The 18,125-nt window shown below is 62.1% G+C and carries 21 protein-coding genes; 12 read left to right on the top strand and 9 right to left on the bottom strand.

Annotated features, from left to right (window positions below):
• The first annotated feature begins 111 nt into the window (after positions 1-111).
• From AC3RCJ_RS15625 to AC3RCJ_RS15615, 3 genes are all read left to right on the top strand, one after another.
• Positions 112-1,272 (top strand): sensor histidine kinase, encoded by a 1,161-nt coding sequence (locus AC3RCJ_RS15625; RefSeq protein WP_492962896.1) that lies wholly within the window; start codon positions 112-114, stop codon positions 1,270-1,272.
• On the top strand, positions 1,269-2,021 hold the full coding sequence (locus AC3RCJ_RS15620; RefSeq protein ID WP_492962894.1) for a LytR/AlgR family response regulator transcription factor: 753 nt from the start codon (positions 1,269-1,271) through the stop codon (positions 2,019-2,021). The genes AC3RCJ_RS15625 and AC3RCJ_RS15620 overlap by 4 nt, the downstream gene beginning before the upstream one ends.
• Positions 2,022-2,131: 110 nt before the next feature.
• Positions 2,132-2,938, top strand: coding sequence for an alpha/beta fold hydrolase (locus AC3RCJ_RS15615; protein ID WP_492962892.1), 807 nt, complete (start codon positions 2,132-2,134; stop codon positions 2,936-2,938).
• Positions 2,939-2,976: 38 nt separating this feature from the next.
• Here the strand turns inward: AC3RCJ_RS15615 and AC3RCJ_RS15610 are convergent, their stop codons facing one another.
• Together AC3RCJ_RS15610 and AC3RCJ_RS15605 are read right to left on the bottom strand one after the other, a co-directional pair.
• On the bottom strand, positions 2,977-4,467 hold the full coding sequence (locus AC3RCJ_RS15610; RefSeq protein WP_492962981.1) for an MFS transporter: 1,491 nt from the start codon (positions 4,465-4,467) through the stop codon (positions 2,977-2,979).
• 128 nt (positions 4,468-4,595) lie between these two features.
• Complete coding sequence (locus AC3RCJ_RS15605; protein ID WP_492962890.1) at positions 4,596-5,189, bottom strand: GNAT family N-acetyltransferase; 594 nt, start codon at positions 5,187-5,189, stop codon at positions 4,596-4,598.
• Positions 5,190-5,287: 98 nt separating this feature from the next.
• Between AC3RCJ_RS15605 and AC3RCJ_RS15600 the strand changes: the two genes are divergently transcribed.
• From AC3RCJ_RS15600 to AC3RCJ_RS15580, 5 genes are all read left to right on the top strand, one after another.
• Positions 5,288-6,169, top strand: coding sequence for a LysR family transcriptional regulator (locus AC3RCJ_RS15600; RefSeq protein ID WP_326459334.1), 882 nt, complete (start codon positions 5,288-5,290; stop codon positions 6,167-6,169).
• 246 nt (positions 6,170-6,415) lie between these two features.
• A complete protein-coding gene (locus tag AC3RCJ_RS15595; RefSeq protein WP_492962888.1) occupies positions 6,416-6,769 on the top strand; it encodes a helix-turn-helix domain-containing protein in 354 nt (117 codons plus the stop codon).
• Between the two features lie 2 nt (positions 6,770-6,771).
• Positions 6,772-7,323, top strand: coding sequence for an ImmA/IrrE family metallo-endopeptidase (locus AC3RCJ_RS15590; RefSeq protein ID WP_492962886.1), 552 nt, complete (start codon positions 6,772-6,774; stop codon positions 7,321-7,323).
• A gap of 316 nt (positions 7,324-7,639) precedes the next feature.
• Positions 7,640-7,957 carry a DUF6434 domain-containing protein gene (locus tag AC3RCJ_RS15585; protein WP_492962884.1) on the top strand — a complete coding sequence of 106 codons (318 nt, stop codon included), beginning with the start codon at positions 7,640-7,642 and terminating at the stop codon, positions 7,955-7,957.
• Between the two features lie 111 nt (positions 7,958-8,068).
• Positions 8,069-8,527: a hypothetical protein gene (locus AC3RCJ_RS15580; RefSeq protein WP_492962882.1), complete on the top strand. Its 459-nt coding sequence runs from the start codon at positions 8,069-8,071 to the stop codon at positions 8,525-8,527.
• Between the two features lie 11 nt (positions 8,528-8,538).
• Here AC3RCJ_RS15580 and AC3RCJ_RS15575 read toward each other — a convergent pair whose 3' ends face one another.
• On the bottom strand, positions 8,539-9,594 hold the full coding sequence (locus AC3RCJ_RS15575) for an NAD(P)/FAD-dependent oxidoreductase (RefSeq protein WP_492962880.1): 1,056 nt from the start codon (positions 9,592-9,594) through the stop codon (positions 8,539-8,541).
• Between the two features lie 148 nt (positions 9,595-9,742).
• On the opposite strand from AC3RCJ_RS15575, the gene AC3RCJ_RS15570 reads away from it, so the two are divergent.
• The gene (locus AC3RCJ_RS15570; RefSeq protein WP_492962878.1) at positions 9,743-10,234 is read left to right on the top strand and encodes a MarR family winged helix-turn-helix transcriptional regulator; all 492 of its coding nucleotides are present in this window, start codon (positions 9,743-9,745) and stop codon (positions 10,232-10,234) included.
• Positions 10,235-10,267: 33 nt separating this feature from the next.
• Positions 10,268-10,726, top strand: a complete 459-nt coding sequence (locus AC3RCJ_RS15565; RefSeq protein WP_492962876.1) for a PaaI family thioesterase — start codon at positions 10,268-10,270, stop codon at positions 10,724-10,726.
• A gap of 198 nt (positions 10,727-10,924) precedes the next feature.
• On the opposite strand, the gene AC3RCJ_RS15560 is transcribed toward AC3RCJ_RS15565, so the two are convergent.
• Positions 10,925-11,869, bottom strand: coding sequence for a hypothetical protein (locus AC3RCJ_RS15560; RefSeq protein WP_492962874.1), 945 nt, complete (start codon positions 11,867-11,869; stop codon positions 10,925-10,927).
• Complete coding sequence (locus AC3RCJ_RS15555) at positions 11,866-13,797, bottom strand: hypothetical protein (protein WP_492962872.1); 1,932 nt, start codon at positions 13,795-13,797, stop codon at positions 11,866-11,868. Before AC3RCJ_RS15555 ends, AC3RCJ_RS15560 begins: the two co-directional genes overlap by 4 nt.
• On the opposite strand from AC3RCJ_RS15555, the gene AC3RCJ_RS15550 reads away from it, so the two are divergent.
• Positions 13,781-13,996 (top strand): hypothetical protein, encoded by a 216-nt coding sequence (locus tag AC3RCJ_RS15550; RefSeq protein ID WP_492962870.1) that lies wholly within the window; start codon positions 13,781-13,783, stop codon positions 13,994-13,996. The genes AC3RCJ_RS15555 and AC3RCJ_RS15550 overlap by 17 nt on opposite strands.
• A 71-nt stretch (positions 13,997-14,067) precedes the next feature.
• On the opposite strand, the gene AC3RCJ_RS15545 is transcribed toward AC3RCJ_RS15550, so the two are convergent.
• Positions 14,068-15,087, bottom strand: coding sequence for a site-specific integrase (locus AC3RCJ_RS15545; protein ID WP_492962868.1), 1,020 nt, complete (start codon positions 15,085-15,087; stop codon positions 14,068-14,070).
• A gap of 221 nt (positions 15,088-15,308) precedes the next feature.
• Between AC3RCJ_RS15545 and AC3RCJ_RS15540 the strand changes: the two genes are divergently transcribed.
• Entirely contained in the window at positions 15,309-16,325 is a 1,017-nt protein-coding gene (locus tag AC3RCJ_RS15540; protein WP_492962866.1) for a DNA-binding protein, read from the top strand.
• Positions 16,326-16,394: 69 nt separating this feature from the next.
• Here the strand turns inward: AC3RCJ_RS15540 and AC3RCJ_RS15535 are convergent, their stop codons facing one another.
• The 3 genes from AC3RCJ_RS15535 to AC3RCJ_RS15525 are packed head-to-tail and all read right to left on the bottom strand — an operon-like array spanning position 16,395 to position 18,011.
• A complete protein-coding gene (locus AC3RCJ_RS15535; protein WP_492962864.1) occupies positions 16,395-16,946 on the bottom strand; it encodes a hypothetical protein in 552 nt (183 codons plus the stop codon).
• On the bottom strand, positions 16,943-17,377 hold the full coding sequence (locus tag AC3RCJ_RS15530) for a DUF1801 domain-containing protein (RefSeq protein WP_492962862.1): 435 nt from the start codon (positions 17,375-17,377) through the stop codon (positions 16,943-16,945). The genes AC3RCJ_RS15535 and AC3RCJ_RS15530 overlap by 4 nt, the downstream gene beginning before the upstream one ends.
• Before the next feature lie 25 nt (positions 17,378-17,402).
• A complete protein-coding gene (locus AC3RCJ_RS15525; protein ID WP_492962860.1) occupies positions 17,403-18,011 on the bottom strand; it encodes a hypothetical protein in 609 nt (202 codons plus the stop codon).
• Between the last annotated feature and the right edge of the window lie 114 nt (positions 18,012-18,125).

Genomic DNA, 18,125 nt, shown 5'->3' with positions numbered 1-18,125 from the left:
TTGACAGCCGGGCCGGCCGATGGCCGGGCGCATGCGACGAATCGACAATGGAGCCGACGAATGGCAAGCCATGTTCTGGTCAACAAGACAAGCGGCCGCTACACTACGCCCATGACCAGACAACCCACCCTGCTGCAGGGCTGGCGCTCCCTATGGGAACTGCGCCCCCGGCACGACGTTCCCACCCTCGCCCGCCTGCTGCTCATCTCCCTGATCGGCATCGCGCTGGCGCTGGGCCTGATGGCCATCGTCGCCATCTTCGGCCGGGTCGACCGGCCGCACTGGTGGTGGGCCTCGCTGCTGCCGAATATCGGCATCTGCCTGTGCATCGTGCACACCCTGTTCGGCGTGCTGCGCCTGGCCGGGCGCTGGCTGCCGGCGCCGCTCGTCGAGCGCATGTCGCAGGTGCGCGACCTGCGCGCCGGCATGGCGCTGGGCGCGCTGTCGCTGGCGGCCATCATCCTGGGCATGAGCATCGGCTTCACCATCGTCCCGATACTGGTGGGTTTCAAGCTGTGGGGCATGTTCGTCTCGCTGCCTGCCGCGCTGACCAAGTTTGCCGTCTTCATCCTGTTTGTCATGGGCGCCAACTGGGCGTGGTGGCGCTCGCGCCTGCGCCAGCAGCAGCTGCAAGGCGAGGTGACGGAGGCGCGCCTGCGCCTGCTGCAGGGGCAGATCGAGCCGCACCTGCTGTTCAACACCCTGGCCAACATCCAGAGCCTGATGGACTACGACCCGCCGCGCGCGAAACGGATGCTCGAGACGTTTTCCGGCTACCTGCGCGCCAGCCTGTCGCAGCTGCGCCGGGGCGACAGCACGCTGGAAGCGGAACTCGACATGGCCAGCCAGTATCTGTGCCTGCTGCAGATACGCATGGAGGAGCGGCTGCGCTTCCGCATCGACGCCAGCGCGCAAGCGCGCCTGGCCAGCATGCCGACACTGATGCTGCAGCCGCTGGTCGAGAACGCGATCCAGCATGGACTGGCCCCAAAGCTGGATGGCGGCAGCGTCGTCGTGCAAGCCGAGGTGCGCGCGGGCCGCCTGGAAATCCGCGTGCTGGACGACGGCGCAGGCTTGACGGCCCCAGGCCAGCCACCGCGCCCGGGCAGCGGCATGGCGCTGGCCAACCTGCGCTCGCGCCTGCAGGCCCAGTTCGGCGCGCAGGCCAGCCTGGTCCTGCGCGGACGCGGGAGCGGGCATGGGACCGAAGCCGTGCTGCAACTGCCGTACCGGCGCGGCGACGGCGCGCCCGCAGTGCAGGCGGCCGCATGACGCGCGCCCTGATCGCGGACGATGAACCGCATTTGGCGCTGTACCTGCGCGACCAGCTGCTGGCCCTGTGGCCGGAATTGCAGATCATTCATATGGCGCGCAACGGCGTCGAGGCCGCCGCCCGCATCGCCGAACTGGAACCCGATATCGCCTTCCTCGACATCCAGATGCCGGGGCTGACCGGCCTTGAGGTGGCGCAAGGCATCGAAGGCCCTACGCGCGTGGTGTTCGTCACGGCCTACGACGAGTTTGCCGTGCAGGCCTTCGAGCACGCGGCGCTCGATTACATACTGAAACCCGTCACCACGGAACGGCTGGCCCGCACCGTGGCGCGCCTGCGCTCCGCGCCGCCCCTGCCGCCCGCCAGTGCGGCCATGGCGCAGGCCCTGCGGCAGCTGACGGCCGCGCCCGGCCCTGCCCGCCCCCGGCTGCGCTACATCCTCGCGTCCCGGGGCGAGCACACGCACCACCTCGACGTGGCCAAGGTGCGCTTTTTCCATGCCGACGACAAGTACACGGTGGTCGCCAGCGTGGACGGCGAATTCCTGATCCGCACGCCCATCACCGAGCTGGCGGCCCAGCTTGATCCGGAGCAATTCTGGCAAGTGCACCGCTCCACCCTGATCAACCTGGCCTGGCTGGACGGCACGCGCCGCGACGACGCCAGCCGCTTGTTCGTGCGCCTGCGCGGCCACGCGGGCGAGCTGCCCGTGAGCCGCGCCTTCGTCCACCTGTTCCGGGCCATGTAGCGCGTCCTGCCTGCTTGCCATCCGTCGCGCCGGCTGTCGATTCGTCGCATGGCCGGCGCGGCGGGCACTGCCATCGGCGATGCTGGCGTTTTCATTGCCGGAGACGCCCCATGTTCAACATACTGCCTGTCACTGTAGGTTTGCTGTGCGCCGCGAGCGCGATGCCTGCCCTTGCCGCCCTGCCCGCCACCGTCATCGACACGCTCGACGGGCGCCAGGTGGAGTCGCTGACCTGGCGCCATCCCACGTCACGCGACGTGGTGGTGTTCGAGAATGGTTCGCGCGCAACGATGGACAAATGGGGCGTGGTACCCGCGCGGCTGGCAGCGGATGCCTCCGTGTTCGCGTATCACCGGCCCGGCTATGGCAACAGCGAGGCGGCCGCCGCGCCGCGCGACGGCCGCACCATCGTCGAGGAGTTGCGCGCCGTGCTGCGCTTCAAGGGCTTGCGGCCGCCCTATGTGCTGGTCGGCCATTCGCTGGGCGGCCTGTACCTGCAGCTGTTTGCGCGCAGCTACCCCGAGGAAGTCAAGGCCCTGGTGCTGGTCGATGCGCTGTATCCGCGCATGGTAAAGCCGGTGCAGGATTTCCCCTGGCTGACGCGCATCGTGGGCCAGCTGGCCTTTTCACGCGCCGTCTGGCGCGAAATCGAGCAGATCGACGCGACGGGCGAGATGGTGCTGGCCCTGCCTGACAGCGGCAAGCCCGTGGTGCGCCTGGAAAACCGGCCCGTCTCGCGCACGGCGATCGCCGTCGACTTTGGCGCATTCAGGATGGACAAGAGCACCCGCGACAGCGTCGCCGCGCTATACCCGCAAGCGCTCAGGACGGTGGCCGATTCCAGCCACCAGATGGCATTGACGTCACCCGACATCGTCGAGGCGGCGATCCGGCAGGTGCTGCCCGCCGGGCAATGACGCCGGCTGGCGACGGTTTTTCGGGCAGTTGCCTGCGATCAGGCCGGCCTGCAGGCCACGCGGCGCGCCCGCAGATGCAGATGGCGGATGGTGGCGGCGGCCGCCATCAGGATGCCTGACGCGGTTGCCAGCACGACAACAAATGCCTTGTCGAAGGCCGAACGGGCCAGTTCCGACACTTGCAAGCCCAGTTCGGCCGGCAATTGCTCGGCGGCCAGCAGCGCCGCATCGAGCGTGTCGTGGGCGTTCGGCAGCAGGCCCGCGCTTTCCGGGATCACCAGGGTGGCGCTGTAGACGGCCGACATGATGGTGCCCAGCACGGTGACGCCGATGACGGCGCCCAGCTCGTACGACACTTCCTCGATCGAGGCGGCCATGCCGGCCTGCTGCGGCGCCACGTTGAGCATCACGGCGCTCGAAGCGGCCGTCATCACGGCGCCCAGGCCCAGGCCCAGGATCACCAGGCTGGCCACCTGGGCCGAGACGGCGGCGTCATGCAGCAGCAGGTATGAGGCCATGCCGATGCCGGACAGCAGCAGCGAACCCCACAGGACCTTGGCCTTGTCGGCGCGCGGCAGCATGAAACCCGTCAGCGGACCGGCAAACACGGACGCCAGGGGCAGCGGCAGCAGCAGCAAGCCCGCTTCCAGCGGCGACAGCTCGCGCACCAGCTGCATGTGCTGGCTCAGCGCCAGTTCCATGCCGATCAGGGCGGCGGATGCCACCATGGCGGCGGCCACGGCGCTGGAAAACGGCAGTTCGCGGAACAGGGCGAAGTCGATCAGCGGCCTGGCTTGGCGCTTCTGGCGACGTACGAATTTGAGCATGAAGAAGGCGCCCACGGCGAACGAGGCGGCAGCCAGCGCATACGACGGCTGCGACTTGCCCAGCTCCTTGATCGCATACACGCCACCAAGCAGACCCATCATGATTTGCAGCGAGCCCTTCAAGTCCCACGGCTTGTCGCGGTTACCGGCCCGTTTCGGCAGGATGACGGCGGCCAGGAGCAAAGTCAGCAGCACGATGGGCACGTTGATCAGGAACACGGAACCCCACCAGTAATGTTCCATCAGGAAACCACCGAGCACGGGACCGAAGGCGGCGCCGCCCGAGGCGATGGCCGCCCACACGCCGATGGCGAACGAGCGCTCGCGGTTATCGGTAAACGTCAGGCGGATGATGGACAGGGTGGCCGGCATCATCAAGGCGGCGCCGACGGCCAGCAGCACGCGGGCAAAGATCAGCCATTCGGCGGCGGGCGAAAACGCGGCGCACAGCGAGGCGATGCCGAACACGGCCAGGCCGGCAAGGAAAACGGGTTTGTGGCTCAAGCGGTCACCGAGGGTGCCGAGGCCGGGCAGCAAGCCGGAGACGACCAGCGCGTAGACGTTGATGATCCACAGTTTTTGCGAGGAAGTGGCCTGCAAGTCGCGCGTCAGCGCGGGCAAGGCGGTGTAGAGCACGGTCATGTCGACCACGATCAGGAACAGGGCGCTGGAGACGATGGCCAGCGTCAGCCATTTTTTCATTGGATGCATAAACAACTCATGGATTTTAGTGTAACTTTTAACAACTATCGGTATGGATAAAGCGGGTGCTGCGCAAATATTTACGTTCCAGGCTGCCACGGGCCTGGCCTTGTCGGGGGCGGCGGGCGTCAGCCACGGTCGCCATCCTTGTCATCCTTGTCATCCACGGCGGCCGTCACTTCCGGCGCATCGAGTTCGCGCAGCATGACGACGGACACTTGCTTGAAGCCGCGGCCCTGGAAGAATTGTTGCGCCGTCAGGTTGTGCGCGCCGCATTCGAGGAACAAGCGCGCGATGCCGTGGCTGCGCAGCTCATCGGCCACCCACTCCACCAGCAAGCTGCCGATGCCGCTGCCGCGCACGGAAGGCAGCAAGACCAGGTCGTCCAGCGCGGCGAACGATTTCGAGGCGCGCTGGCGCGTATCGATGGACACGAGGGCCATGCCGACGATGGCGTCGCCTGCGGTGGCGACGGCCAGCAGGGTCGAATCGCCATGCGCCCAGTCGTGCGACAGGGCGGCGCGGATTTCGCCGCGTATGACTTCAGGCAAGTCCGCGCGCCAGTTGCCGGGCGCATCGGCGCGTTCGCCCTGCAGCTCCGAATGCGAGATATAGTCGGCGCTGACGTTATCAAGATATAACTGGCACAAGCTGTCTTCGGCGCTGGCGTCGTGACACCAGCTGAAGTTGATGGCGGGGGTGTTCTGTTGGGCGTTTCTCATGGCGAATCTCGTGTTGTTGAATTGGTAAATGGCATTTTATGTCGCCCCTGAATGGCATTCAAGTTAAAATCCATCTGTAAAACAGATAGGTGGATGCCATGCAATGGACTTTGGAACAAATGCGCTACTTTGAGGCGGCTGTCGCGGCCGGTTCTTTCTCGGGCGCGGCGCGCCGGCTGGGCCGCGCGCAATCGGTGGTCAGCACCTCGATCGGCTTGCTGGAAGCGGAATTCGGCGTGGAACTGTTCGACCGTTCGCGCCGCAGCGCCGTGCTGACGGAGGCGGGCAAGGTGATGCACCTGGAAGCGTGCGAACTGCTGCGCCAGGCCGAGCGCTTGCAGCTGCGCGCCCAGCTGCTGAGCGAGGCGCCCGAAGCGCAGCTGACCCTGGCGCTGGACGAAGCCCTGCCCTACCTGGCCATCGGCACTTTGGTCAAAGAGCTGGCGGCGCGCTATCCGGCGCTGGAACTGGTGATGCTCAACGCCACGGCGTCCGAGGTGGCGCAATACGTGGAGCAGCAGCAAGCCGACGTGGCTTTTCATTTTGACCGCGGCCCGATTTCTCCCGTGCTGGAACAGCAGCACATCGGCAGCGTGGCGCAAGGCGTGTTCGTGGCCAAAGGCCACCCCATGGCCCACGGCCAGGAAGTGAGCCGCAACGAGCTGACCCGCTACCGCCAGCTGATCATGGATTCCGAGCTGAACCGCGAACACGCGTTCAGCCCCGCCGTCTGGTTTTCCGACAGTTTCTACAGCATCGCGGAAATGGTCGCGGACGAGCTGGGCTGGGCGATTCTGCCCCTGAACATCGCCAACTACGACAATTACAAAGGCTATCTGCAGGAAGTACCCTGCCCTGCGCTGGCTTTATCCAGGCTGCCGGTGCGGCGCTTATCGATTCATGGCAAGAAGCTCAGCGAGACGAGCTTGTGGTTGACGCACAGGCTGGCGGAGTTGCTGGCGGATGGGCCGAGGGGGTGATTTGCTGTCTTTCATTGCGGTCACTAGAGGCTTGTAGCTTCGGATCTAACATCGCAATAAATCAAGTAGACCTTGAGTGTAAATTTTCATCTCATTTTCGCAATAAATATTAACCAAAGTGGTTGATTTTTATTTCGAAATTTGAGACTATATTGCTAAGGGGAAGCCCCTTACACCATCTGCGGGTCCAAGAGGGCTCACCCATAAGGGTTCATGAGAGCAGGTCACCTACTCTAGGAGAGAAAAATGACAACCCAGTTCGGAAAGGAACTAAAGAAGCTGCGCATTGATCTTGGCATCACTTTGATGGAGATGGCCCAAAAGATTAACGTATCGTCAGCTTTCCTTTCAGCAATTGAAACTGGTCGGAAGCGTATTCCGGATGGAACACTTGATGTATTGGCAACGGCGTTTCCGGCAATTGCTAAAGAACGCAACAAATTCGAGGTTTTGGTTAATCAAGCTAGGAAGGAGGTCAGTGTGCCGTTAAATGACGCTAGTTACGATGATGCAATGTTGGCCACTGCATTGGCTAGGCGCTTCGGCAGTTTGTCTGCTGAAGATAAAGAACGAATTCGAAATCTGGTGACAATGGAGTAGACATGGCCCCGCCAATGACTAGGACCAGGACAGAAGGAACCGTTGTAACGCCGCGCTCGAAGAAGGATATTGCAGCGAATGCTCAAGCGATGCGACAGTTTCTTAAGCTGGAAAAACAAGATTATTTTCCGGTACCTGCAGTATATGCGATGCTAGGCATGATGTTCGAAGACGCTGATTTTGAGGTCTACGAGGAGTACGAGATGGGAGAAGACCATGGTCGTACATATCCCGATCAGCGTCGAATTGTGCTTAGAAATGACGTGTATGAGCGAGCCTGCATTGGTGAGGCTAGAGACCGCTTTACGATGTGCCATGAGTTGGGACACCTAATGATGCACCGGGGCATCGCCCTTTCACGAATTGATCCAGCATCACCACCGAAGATTTACTGCAATTCAGAATGGCAAGCCGATACATTCGCATCATACTTAATGATGCCTCCTGATCTCATCTGTCGCTATAGCACAGTCCAAGAGGTTGTTGATGCATTTGGGGTTAGTTTTGAAGCTGCGCATGCTAGGCGAGCTGAGATTTTAGGAAAAAACGTGTAAAAAGTTGGCGCTTTTTACACGTTTTAGGGGTAAAAGAAAATCAAACGATCTCTGGTTTTCTCTTGAATTGCATGCTATTGGGTAGCAGTGGGCAGTTTAGTACCTTAACCACTGCTTTGCAAGCGTCAAGTTCGTCGTCGAGGTCATCACTTTGACGAAAGAGTTGGCGATATGAAAACATGTCAATATCCAAAATCCGTTCATGTGATTGCATACACCCGCTTCCGCAGGGGGAAGCTTGAGTACGTATGCGAGCACTGCCGGTCATATCCGCGCTGAGATGGAATCACCGGCGACGCAGTAATGTATAAAGCTAATGAGGCAGCTTAGGCTGTCTCATTTATTTGCGGGTCTGAACTCGATGCTCGAGCCTTTTCTTTGGACACTTGCACCTCGCATATACTTTTCTGGCAGACACATGAATTTCAATTGGCATAGCTGTATCATCACCCGGCAAACCAGCATCGACGCCCACTACAAAAACACGCAAAACGCCAGGCGTTTCTTCCTTGACCAGTGCGGCCCCGAGTTCAAGCTGGACCGTGACTTCATGGCCTGGATATGTGATGGCACCATCAAAACCATGGGCGATGTTGCGGATGAATGGATGCGTCGACATGGACAGTCCAGTTAAGTACCGGTTGGCAGCTAAACTGATAGGTAAAATAATGTGAGCCACGCGGAAACAGAGAGTTTCCTCTTCCATGCGTAAATAGACAGGTTTAAAAGGTATTGGTAGATTCACATGATTCATTCAACAGTCATCACCAACTGGCTCGCCATGGCAAAAGACGATGCCGTCGAGATTGATCCCGACGACATCAACCACGAAGCCCGAACCAATATGTGGAGCTTTTCGCCCACGGACGAGGAAACGCCGCAGATCCATGCGGCCGATATCGTTGCCTTCATCGGTGAGGTGCTCGCGGCCCGGCGCAGCGCGCTCGCTGGCGCAGATATGCTGTTCTATTGCTGGCACGATGCGCAATGCCGCCAGTTGCGCGTCAGCCTGGTGTCGCGCTCGCATGGGAGGCTGCCGTTTCGCTGCGCGCTGCGCGAAACGCAGGATTTATCTCTGATCGCCGAGCGCGTGGTGAACGGGGACTGGCGCAACGAGAATTATATGCAGGCTCCAGCGGAGGACGGCGATGGGCAGGAGCCGGCGCCGTTCGTCCTGCCCGTGTTCGTCGCGCCTGTGCCGTAGTAATCAGCGCACTAGCACGCCTGAAAACGCGCGGGCCGGCACGCCTCCAGGGCCGGCGCCGGCTGGCCGTCGACGATTTCCCCGCTGGCCAGCTGGCCCACGATGGCGGCCAGCACGACGCCCGGATGCATGGCGCACACATATACGCCTGCCACCTGCGGCAGGTAGCCGATGACGGGCACGCCGTCAAGCGGCATGGGGCGCAGTCCGATGCCGGCGAATGCCGGCACGATGGCCTCCGCCCCCTCCAGTTCTTCCCGGATCGCACAGGCCGTGCGCAGCGCCATGGCGGCGGGCTGGTTTTCCGGCGCGTCGTCCACGTAATCTTCCGCCGCCAGCATGGTGCCGTCCTCGGCTTGCCGCACTTCCATTGCGTGACTGGAAATAATCGCGCGCACGAGGCCCGGCGGCGCCCGGTAGCGCAGGAAGATGGCGGGCGAGGCGTGAATCGGCAGGTCGGCACCCAGTTGCGCGGCCAGCTTGGCGGTGCCCGTGCCTGCCGCCAGCACGACGGTGTCCGCCTCGATCAGGCCCGCGGCCGTTTCCACGCCCGTCACCCGCGCGTCCCGGACGGTAAAACCCAGCACGGGCCTGTGCGTGAGGACCGTCGCACCGTGCGCCTGGGCCGCTGCCAGCAGGGCATGCGTTGCGGCAACGGCATCGAGGGCGCCCTGCTCCGGCTCGTACACCGCCTGCTGCGGCGGGTGCCGCAGCCGCGGTTCCAGCTGGGCGATGCGCGGGCGGTCAATCAATACGGACTCGGGCGACACGCGCCCGTCCTGCGTGCCATACGACACGGCGCCATGCCAGCGCACTGCCAGGCCGGGCACCTGCGTTTCCAGCCGGCGCCAGGCGGCGATGGCGCCGCCGCGCAGCGCCGCAATGGGGTCCGGCCCGGCACAGGAGGTATTAATCCACGCAAACGAGGTGCCCGTCACGCCGGACGCGATGCCTTGTGCCTCAATGACGGTAACTTGCGCGCCCTTGCGGGCCAGCTGATGCGCGAGCGCGGCGCCGACGATGCCGGCGCCGATGACGACGATGCGTTCCATTCCAGCAGTACCCATTCGCACCTGTCCCCTCTTGTGTTGTTTGATCAGCTTGTCTCCGCTGGCCGATTATAGCGCTTGGCTGGCGGCAAGCTGGCTCCGCCGCCATCCAGCACGGCATCAACTTATCCTTGTTTTATTACGCATGCGTAGTAGTATACTCCGCATGCGTACCAATATTCCGCCCCCGCCAAACCTTCCCGCTGCCGCCGCCTGCCCGCTGGGCGAGCGCTCGCCGCGCCTGTTTAACCTGCTCAGCCTGGCGCGCCAGAACCTGTTCCGCTCGGCCGATGCCGTCTTTACCAGCGAGCTAGGCTATTCCGGCACGCAGGTCGTGGCCTTGTTCGCGCTGAAGGGCGAGGAAGGCTGCCAGCTGAAGGACCTGGGGCGGTTGCTGCAATTGAAAAATTCCGCCGTCACGGGCCTGGTGGCGCGCATGGAAGAAAATGACCTGATCGTGCGCGGCCAGTCCGCGCTGGACGCCCGTGCCGGCTCGCTGCACCTGTCGCCCAAGGGCCGCGAAGTGCTGGCGGCCGCCTTGCCCTTGCTCGACAGCCTGAATGAACAACTGAGGCAAGGTTTCAGCGAGGAGGAACTGGCCGTCGTCGCCCGCTTCCTGCTGCATGCCTCGCGCCTGCGTTTTGCGCAGGACGTCTGACTCATCCCCACCTCACCACCACAGGAGTTACCCATGCACCCGAACGACATGACCGGCTTGCAACTGATGCAAGCTTTCGCGCAAGGCCTGTTTCCCCGGCCGGGCATTTCCAGGACCATGCCCATGGATGCGCACACCGTCGAGCACGGCAGAGTCATCTTCACGGCGACGGCGAATGAAAACCATACGAACCCCATGGGCGGCGTGCACGGCGGTTTTGCCGCCACCGTGCTCGACACGGTCACGGGCTGCGCCACGCACACGGTCTTGCCGGCCGGCGTCAGCTATGGCACGACGGACCTGAATATCAAGATGTGCCGCCCGCTGCCCTTCAACGTGACGGTCTTTGCCGAAGGCAAGGTCATCAATGCTGGGCGCAACCTGGTCATTTCCGAAGGCACGATCCGCGACGAAGCGGGCAAAGTCTATGCGCACGCGACGGCTACCTGCATGATCATCCGCCCGGCCGAACGGGAGCAAGCCGCCGCCTGATACGGACAGGCCGCGCCCCAGTTGCCTCTTGCTGGTCATGGGAGCCGCAACGCCATGCTTGTGCCAAGGCGGCCGCAAGCTGCCGCCCATGCGCTGTCGCTGCCTTTCCGGCGGTGACTCTATGCCTTTGTCGCATCAAGTCACTGCCGGAAAGAATATGGTGCCGTCGCCAGAGGCGGTGTCGCTGCTGGACGCCTCTTAGAGCTTCACTTTCAGCCTAGCCATTGCCTGCTCCAGATTGCAGGCGAAATACCATGGCAGGCCATCGGTGGTATCGCCACCCACATGCAAGCCCACGCCAGCGCCATCTTCATCGAACCATAATGCGCCGGAATCGCCCCGTCTGGTACTCAAGGGCGTAGCAGTTGCCGAGCACATTTGGAAACCATCCACTTTTCTGACGTCGTCCGGGCCATAAATCATGTCTTTCCGGCCTATCCACATCACTTTGCCCTTTGCCAGTCCGCTCATCGCGCCCGATATCGTCAGCACATCGTCTAGCGCGACGCTTCTGACCTTGCTGATCGGCGTATTGCTTCCCATCGGCTGATTCAGGGTGCGCCGTCCACGGCATTCGGCGATGGCGACATCGCCAGGAGTGTTAAATATGGCAATGACCTGGCCCAGGAATGCCGGCGCCAGTGCTTTATTGGGCTGATATATCTTGACAGCGAGCGACTGCATCACATGGGCGGCACTGAGCAAATACGTCTTTCCGTCCCGCTGCCCGGTGACCAGCAAGCCGATGGTGCCTATGTCGCCATCCTCGGTTTTCAGCAGGGCGCCAGGCCTGAGCGGGTTGAGCTTGGTACGCTGGCGCGCCTCCGCCTCGTCGCCTGAAATGTGCGGCGCAATGCGCAGTGCGACCACGTCCACGCGGACGCCCCCCAGGGTTGCAGGGAAGCGCTGCAGCTTGGTGAGCTGTTCAATGGGAACCTTTGTGTCCACGTGGATGGAGATGGCCAGCTCCTTTGTGTATTTCCCGTTCTTCATCGCATAGCCGATGCCCACGCCAGAGACATACCGTCTGCGCAGAAAACATTGGGCGTCCCTATACGCCGCCAGCAGTTTCCGATCAGTAATACCGGGAAGTTGCGGCAGCTTTTCGGCGGTGCGCGGCCTGGCTGGAACCGGCTTGCTCATTTTGCGTCCTTTTTTTGCGATTCCCGGAAGTTGTCGAGATCGGCCTGGGCTTTCTCCACAGATAATTGCGCGTCGATCAATTTCTTGCGCGATTCCAGTTCGGCCGTATTGGCATCCAGCTTGGTCGATTCCTGCAGCCGCTTTGCATCCGTAAATTTCAACACGGTATCTGCCGACGATTCGAAGACGGCTGCCGCCTTGACCGCCGCAGCATTCGATTTGTAAATCACTTTCGTGAGCGTTCCAGTTTCGGCAAACGAGGCGCCGAGGGTATTGTTCTGGAACGTCTCATTTTTGAGCGGCAGCACCGCCAGCGCGCCGAGTTGAGGAATATCAACTAATGTATTGAGCAAAATGGTGTCGGGATGTGCTGATATTTCTCTTTGCGTATTTAAACAGGAGGCAATCTTGCAAACAAGTAAAGTTGCTTTCACCGGCTGCCGGTAATAAATTCCAGTCTGCGTTTCATCGTTGGCATTTTGCATGGGCAGGCCGGGCAGATACAGGTCCGCATACGCCGTTAATGAACGCTTAAATTTCTCAATGCTGTCGCATACTTCCGGCGCCTTGTTGCAGTAAGCTTGGCTGGGGCCATTCAGCCATTTTTGGAGCGCGATTTCTTCCCCCTCTATTTTCAGCGATCGTCCTTCCGCTTGCGGTCGTATTGTCGACATCAAGGTGTCCGATAGCGCCTTGCGCAAGGTCGCCAAGCGGCTTGTTACCTTTGCTGCGTCCTGGTCGTTGCTGGCTTGCACAGCTTTAGCGTCGTTGAGCGCGCTGCTTGCAAGCTTCAGGGCACTCTCGGCGTTTTTCAATGCCGCCGCAGCGGCAGGGTAATCAGGATCACTGGCGTGCATGTCCTTCAGCGCGGCCTTGGCCTTGTCACGCGCTGCCAGCATGTTGACCTGCTCGCCGCTGAGCTTGTCAATTTTCTTCAATGTCTCAAGGGCAGCTTTTGCGTAGGCATCAGCCTGATCCTCCACGCCGCTGCGTTGATACAGCTTGAGGGCGATGTCAGGCTTGCATGGCGAGAGCAGATTCCTGGTTTCCGCTTCGCCCCAGTCTGAAAAGGAGAGAAAACCCTTGGCTTTGCCGGATTGAGCTTGCCTTGACTGCAATGGAAAACCGCCTGCGGCAGCAGCGATTTTGACAATGCCACCGAGTACGCTCTGAATCGCCGGTCCCGTCTGGTCATCGATAGCGACATTTACTGCCTTTAATGTGCCATTCGGGTAGACTTCAACAGCATAATCTGTTCCCTTGAGCCCACTTTGCATTCGTTCATATGACAGGGTATAGCTATGGGAGGTGTCGGCCGTAATTGAACTCGTTGCCTGCGCACCAATGCTTGCCTCAAGATTGAAAATGGCGGTCGGCTTTGCACCCGCGATAATTGCCGAAATCCTTGCCATTTCGTTCCTGAGCGCCTTCATCTGGCTCTTCGGCGTCGATTTTTTATCATCGATGCGGCTATAAGCGGCCAAGTTGTCACTCCACTGCGTTCCAAGAGCGGCTTTTAGATTATCGATTTTAAGGATGGGGTCCGACGGTATCGCTGCGATCAAGCGCATGGTCTGCTCATCGGTATCCTGCAGAGTGGCGGCTTCTAGTTGGTCAGCCAGCCATGCTTGAATGGTCAGCGTATCCGTGAGATAAGAAATGCCGCATTTCCGCAGTTCCCTGGTGGTGGCGACCTGAAAATCCACGCGCGGGAGATAATATACTTGACCCCGGGATATATTACTGAAATTCTCGATTTTTTTTGATTCAAGACTTGTCGAGCACGCAGTTATGCCGGCGCCTGTGAATAGCAGTAAGATGCGCGCAAAACATCCTTTTGCAGAGCAAAATATTTTCATACTCCCCCCCAAGTCCCGGCTATAAATTTGCGCAATATTTTTATTGCACTTTATGGCATTGCGCATCAAGGAGAATCTGCGTTCCCTGTTTGGCAGCTTGTCGAGTGCCAGCCAGATCAATATAGCAGTATGTTATCAAAAAAAATACACAAATTATCACGACGGCAAGGTGCCGCATGCCGTATCAACAGGAATTGATGAGCGGACCGGTCCGGATGGCGCTGGGGTCCTGATCTCCTTGAGCACGGCATCTTTCCTGATGCGCTAAGGTCAAACGTTGCTTTCATGCGTACGCTCCCCGCCTGCCGCAAGCATGCGGCAACGTGTGGTCGCATGGCCTCAGCCCGCCGCCTTCCTCTTCCCCTTCAGCAAACTGCCGGCCGCGTTTTCCTCGAAGCGCCCCGCCTCCTCTATATAGCCGTGCACGGTGCCGTCGTGGCGCCAGCCGCCCTGGCGCTTGATGGCCTGGAAATCGGCGCCGGCCCGGTGCGCGCTGGTGGCCATGCCGCGGCGCAGGCTGTGGCTCGATAATTCCGGCACGTAATCGAGCCCGGCCAGCCGGGCGCAGCCTTCCAATATCGTGTTGATGCTGCTCGCGTGCAATCCCTTGCCTCCCACATGACCCCATTGGTTGACGGTGCGCAAGAGCGGGCCGCTGGCGATGCCCGCCACGCCCAGCCAGGCGCGCAGGGCCGTGGCCGGACAGCAGACGCCGTCGCCGAACGGGATGGCCTTGACGATGCCCTCGCCCGACTGGTCCGTTTTCGAGCGCGGCAAGGTGATCACCAGGCCTTGCGGCTCCCAGCGCACGTCTTCCAGCGCCAGCCCCGCCAGTTCGCTGCGGCGGAAGGCGCCAAAAAAGCCCAGCTGCAGCAAGGCGCTGTCGCGCAAGGCCTTGTTGGTGCCCAGCGCGGCCAGCCTGGTGACGATCAATTCCAGGTCTTCCAGCGGCAGCGCCCTCGCCTTCTTTTTCGGCTTGCCGTGCAGGCGGGCGATGCCGGCCAGGGTCTTGCGCACGGTGGGCGTGGACGCCGGATCCGCAAAGCCCTGGTACACATGCCATTGCGACAGGGCCGTCAGGCGCAGGGCCAGCGTGCGCGCGTTCAGGCTGTCCGCATACGCCAGCAGGTAGCGGATGACGCTGGACTCGTCGGCGGGCAGCGCCCCGCCCCAGGCCTGGAAGTGGCGGATGGCGGAGCGGTAGCTGCGGCGCGTGTTGTCGGACGTGGCGGCGGCGAGAAAGGCCTGGTGGCGCGCGGCCAGCTCGGCGTCGACCAGGGTGCCGTGTAACGGCGCGACGGCAATGGCGGCAGGGTTTGCCACGGCAAGGCGGCGTTTGTTCAGGGGCAGATCGGGCATGGCGGCGGCGAAATCGCGGTTTTGTACTGGGAGACACGCAGAATAGCATGCCAGACACCCCCATAAGACGCGATAAGCACTCTTATCACGGCTTATATTTTTCAAGATTCATCAAAATTTATATCGTAATATTACGCGATATTACGTATCATGTAATACGTTACTAAATTTCGCTCATAGGTGGTTTCATGGCCCGCACCGGCATTCTGTACTCTGATGTTATGAAAGCAGCCCAAATCGTCGCTGCCGATGGGCGCAATCCCACGGTCGACAATGTGCGCGAAGCGCTGGGCAGCACGGGCAGCAAGAGCACCATCGCGCCCCTGCTCAAGCGCTGGAAGGAAGAGTTCCAGGGCGCGGGCGCCGTCAAGACCGAGGCAGGCTTGCCGGCCGAACTGATGGCAGCGATGCGCGGCGTCTACGAGAAGCAGCAGCGCGACGTGGCGCAGCAGCTGGAAACGGCCATGCAGCAACACCGCGCGGAACGCGATGCGGCACTGGAAACACTGAAGAAGACGGAAAGCGAACGCTTGAAACTGACGCAGGCGCGCGCCGCCCTCACCCAGGAGCTGCGCGCCACCCAGCACGCGCTGGCGCAGTTAAAGGAAGAACACCATTTCCGCGCCGTCACCCTGGCGACCTTGCACAGCGACAATGCTGGCCTGACGCAGCGGCTGGCCGACCGGGGCGAGGACATCGCGGCCCTGAACCGCCAGCTGGCGCAGGTGCGCTCGCAGTTCGACCACTATCAGGAAGCGGCCGCCGCCCAGCGCAGCGAGGAGCGGGCACAGGCGCAGCAGCGGATCAGCCGTCTGGAGCAGGACAACGCCCAGTGTCAGCAGCGGCTGCAAGGCCAGCAAACCACCCTGGTACAGCAGGACATGCGCCTGGCGCAACTGCAGGCCGAGCAAACGCGGCTGGCCAGCGAAGCGGCCGCCGACCGCGAAGCGCTGGCCACCGTGCGCCCCGAGCGCGACCAGTTCGAATTTCAGTATTTGCAGGCGGCCGCGTCCGCCGACGCCCTGCTCGCCAAGCTCGATACGGCCCTGCTGGCGCTGAACGACGCCAGGGTGGCGCTGGCCGCGCAGGACAGGCAGCTCGACATGCTGGCGGAAAATGCCCAGACGGCGCAGCAGAAGGCGGAAGCGCTGGCGCTGGAACGCGATGCCTTGCTGCGCGACAATGCCGGAATGGCCGCGCACCTGGCGCTGCACAACAAGGGGAAACGCGATGTCTGAACCCGTCTATAGGGCGGGGGATCGCCATGATGCTGCCGGACGGGCCGGGGGCCGCATCCGACGCCATGATCACAGGCGGCGGTTCAGCACGCTATCGATGTCGTGGGTTTTCAGTTCCACCTGAACCGCACCGTCCTGCAGCCAGTAGCCGTCGCCGGCCCGCTCCAGCGCATCCAGGTCGAGCGCGCCCAGCGCTGGGGGGATGGCGCCGGCCAGCAGCGCCGCCACATCGCCCCACGCCGCATACAACAGTTTCAGGTACCAGCCGTCGTCGTGGGCAAAGGCGAGAAAGCGGCTGCGCAAGGCGGCAGGCGGCCCGAGCACGCCACGGTGGTCGAGCATCGTCGCCACATCGGCATCACGGACGGCTGGCGGCGCGCCCTGCCAATCGGCCCAGGCATGGCTGCCGCAGGCGTACAGGTCTTCGCGGGCCAGGGCCGGCAGCTGCTGGCGCGCCAAGGCCTGGTAGCGGGCCGGCTTGCCGGCCGTGCCGGCGCGGCCCTTGCGCAGCACGAGGCCGTCCGCCCCCATCAGCGCGGGGAGCATATCCTTCAATTCCATGCCGGAGGCGACAATCATGCGCGCGGCCGGGTCGTGCCAGATATACAGATAATGTCTCAAGTGCTGGTCCGCTTCGTTTTGGGCGCCGTGTTCAGGGCCACGGCGGCGCGTATCAGCGCCTTGAACGCCGCGACATCGAGGTGCTCGCCTTCATGGAGGTCGATGGCCCGGCGCGTATTGCCGTCCAGGCTGGCATTGAACAGGCCGGCCGGATCGGGCAGGGCGGCGCCCTTGGCGAAGGTGAGTTTTACGGCCAATTTATACGTCTCGCCCGTGCAAAGCATGCCCGCGTGCGACCACACGGGCACGCCGCGCCATTTGACTTCCTCGACCACGTCCGGGTCCGCCGCATGGATCAGCGCCCGCACGGTAACCAGGGTTGTGCCGCGCCAGTCCGCCAGCGCGGCGATTTTCGCGTCGATCAGGCTGGCGGCGGACGCGCTGCCTGCCGCTTCCTCGCCGGGCGGCGCGCCGCTTGCTGCTTTTCTCATGGTTCACGTCTCCTTTGCGCTTGCCTTACTGCGCAGGCTCGGCCAGGCAGCTGGCAAGGGTAGCAATCAATTGTGTCCGCAGCGCCTGGTACTGCGCATCCGTGGCAAAGTCGCGCGGGTCGGCCGGCTGGTTCAGCAGATAGGCCGTGGCGACCGTGCCGCTGGCGGCGTGCAGCAGCGTGTACAGGCTGATGATGCCTTGCGCCTGCGCGATGCTGGCCTGATTCAATCCTAGCACTTCCACGCCCTGGCGCACGTCCGTTTCCAGCGGCACCTGATGCGGCGGCTTGCCGCTGACCGACATTTCCTGCATTTGCGCCACGATGGTCTCGCGGTCGGCGGCAAACTGGCCTTCGGCGCTGCGATCGATCTTCAGATTCGCGAGCGGCAAGCTGCTCTTGCGGAACAGCATCAGCCGGTAGCCATCGGCCGTCGAGACCCGGCGCTCTCCCGCCGCCATCTTGACGACGCGCGTGCTCGCGCTGGCCGGCAAGCGGTCCTGCGTTTTGAACTGGAACTGGCTGCGGTTGATGCATTGCGCCAGCGGCGCCAGGGGATCGGCCCCGCGCTCCTGGGCGTGGGTGGCCTGCGCGGCGAGCAGCATGGGGATGGCAAGCAAATGGCGGAGTTTCATGGGGCACAATCATTTCATCGGGTCACGGTGCCGCGAGCATAAGCGGCCACATTGCCAAAAGGCAAGTGTTTAGTTTCCATTCTCTAAGAGCCTATTCCGGTAGGGAGCGTCTTC

This window comes from Janthinobacterium sp. GW822-FHT07H11 (assembly GCF_058798615.1).
Note: the sequence above shows the minus strand (reverse complement) of the source record. Positions and strands in the feature narration are given on the sequence as shown.

Bases quoted from the DNA above. Each gene is read 5' to 3' on its own strand.
- AC3RCJ_RS15625 (WP_492962896.1), top strand. From the start codon at position 112: ATGACCAGACAACCCACCCTGCTGCAGGGCTGGCGCTCCCTATGGGAA.
- AC3RCJ_RS15620 (WP_492962894.1), top strand. From the start codon at position 1,269: ATGACGCGCGCCCTGATCGCGGACGATGAACCGCATTTGGCGCTGTAC.
- AC3RCJ_RS15615 (WP_492962892.1), top strand. From the start codon at position 2,132: ATGTTCAACATACTGCCTGTCACTGTAGGTTTGCTGTGCGCCGCGAGC.
- AC3RCJ_RS15610 (WP_492962981.1), bottom strand. From the start codon at position 4,467: ATGAAAAAATGGCTGACGCTGGCCATCGTCTCCAGCGCCCTGTTCCTG.
- AC3RCJ_RS15605 (WP_492962890.1), bottom strand. From the start codon at position 5,189: ATGAGAAACGCCCAACAGAACACCCCCGCCATCAACTTCAGCTGGTGT.
- AC3RCJ_RS15600 (WP_326459334.1), top strand. From the start codon at position 5,288: ATGCAATGGACTTTGGAACAAATGCGCTACTTTGAGGCGGCTGTCGCG.
- AC3RCJ_RS15595 (WP_492962888.1), top strand. From the start codon at position 6,416: ATGACAACCCAGTTCGGAAAGGAACTAAAGAAGCTGCGCATTGATCTT.
- AC3RCJ_RS15590 (WP_492962886.1), top strand. From the start codon at position 6,772: ATGGCCCCGCCAATGACTAGGACCAGGACAGAAGGAACCGTTGTAACG.
- AC3RCJ_RS15585 (WP_492962884.1), top strand. From the start codon at position 7,640: ATGAGGCAGCTTAGGCTGTCTCATTTATTTGCGGGTCTGAACTCGATG.
- AC3RCJ_RS15580 (WP_492962882.1), top strand. From the start codon at position 8,069: ATGATTCATTCAACAGTCATCACCAACTGGCTCGCCATGGCAAAAGAC.
- AC3RCJ_RS15575 (WP_492962880.1), bottom strand. From the start codon at position 9,594: ATGGGTACTGCTGGAATGGAACGCATCGTCGTCATCGGCGCCGGCATC.
- AC3RCJ_RS15570 (WP_492962878.1), top strand. From the start codon at position 9,743: ATGCGTACCAATATTCCGCCCCCGCCAAACCTTCCCGCTGCCGCCGCC.
- AC3RCJ_RS15565 (WP_492962876.1), top strand. From the start codon at position 10,268: ATGCACCCGAACGACATGACCGGCTTGCAACTGATGCAAGCTTTCGCG.
- AC3RCJ_RS15560 (WP_492962874.1), bottom strand. From the start codon at position 11,869: ATGAGCAAGCCGGTTCCAGCCAGGCCGCGCACCGCCGAAAAGCTGCCG.
- AC3RCJ_RS15550 (WP_492962870.1), top strand. From the start codon at position 13,781: ATGGCATTGCGCATCAAGGAGAATCTGCGTTCCCTGTTTGGCAGCTTG.
- AC3RCJ_RS15545 (WP_492962868.1), bottom strand. From the start codon at position 15,087: ATGCCCGATCTGCCCCTGAACAAACGCCGCCTTGCCGTGGCAAACCCT.
- AC3RCJ_RS15540 (WP_492962866.1), top strand. From the start codon at position 15,309: ATGAAAGCAGCCCAAATCGTCGCTGCCGATGGGCGCAATCCCACGGTC.
- AC3RCJ_RS15530 (WP_492962862.1), bottom strand. From the start codon at position 17,377: ATGAGAAAAGCAGCAAGCGGCGCGCCGCCCGGCGAGGAAGCGGCAGGC.
- AC3RCJ_RS15525 (WP_492962860.1), bottom strand. From the start codon at position 18,011: ATGAAACTCCGCCATTTGCTTGCCATCCCCATGCTGCTCGCCGCGCAG.